The organism is Vibrio sp. 2134-1 (genome assembly GCF_033339495.1).
Window position 1 is genome coordinate 1 of the sequence record NZ_JAWOUS010000870.1, and the last position, 538, is coordinate 538.

1 protein-coding gene is annotated in these 538 nt (G+C 46.3%); it reads right to left on the reverse strand.

All coding sequences use genetic code 11. The features are described from left to right. A partial coding sequence (locus tag R7R78_RS28985) for a THUMP domain-containing protein (RefSeq protein ID WP_225474952.1) occupies positions 1-538 on the reverse strand: 538 nt, incomplete at both ends.

Below are 538 nucleotides of genomic sequence, written 5' to 3' on the forward strand. Positions count from 1 at the left end.
TTTGCTTCTGATTTGATTTCAGCCCATGTATCTGGCTCAAAGTCTTCAAGTGATTCAAAGCACCATTGCTTTCGTTTTACACCAGGAGCCATATTTGCAGCCATCATAGCCGCTTCAATCAGTAACGTACCAGAACCACACATTGGATCGAGAAGTGGCTGATGACCGTCCCAACCACAACGCATAATGATCGCCGCTGCTAATGTTTCACGAAGTGGTGCACGGCCAGATTCCGGACGGTAGCCACGTTGATGAAGGCCACTGCCTACCATATCAACACCTAAGATAGCTTTATCTTTGTGAAGGCGAACATGAACGCGAATATCAGGACGTTCTTTGCTGATGTTTGGTCGAGGTAAGCCTTTCTTCTCAAAGCAATCAACGATGCCATCTTTTACTTTCATCGCGCCGTACTGACTGTTGCGGATCTCGCGGTTGGTACCGTTAAAGTCCACAACGAAACGCTTAGAACTGTGGAATTGATTCACCCAGTTAATTGACGAAGTAGATAGGTATAGATCCATGTCGTCGTTACAGG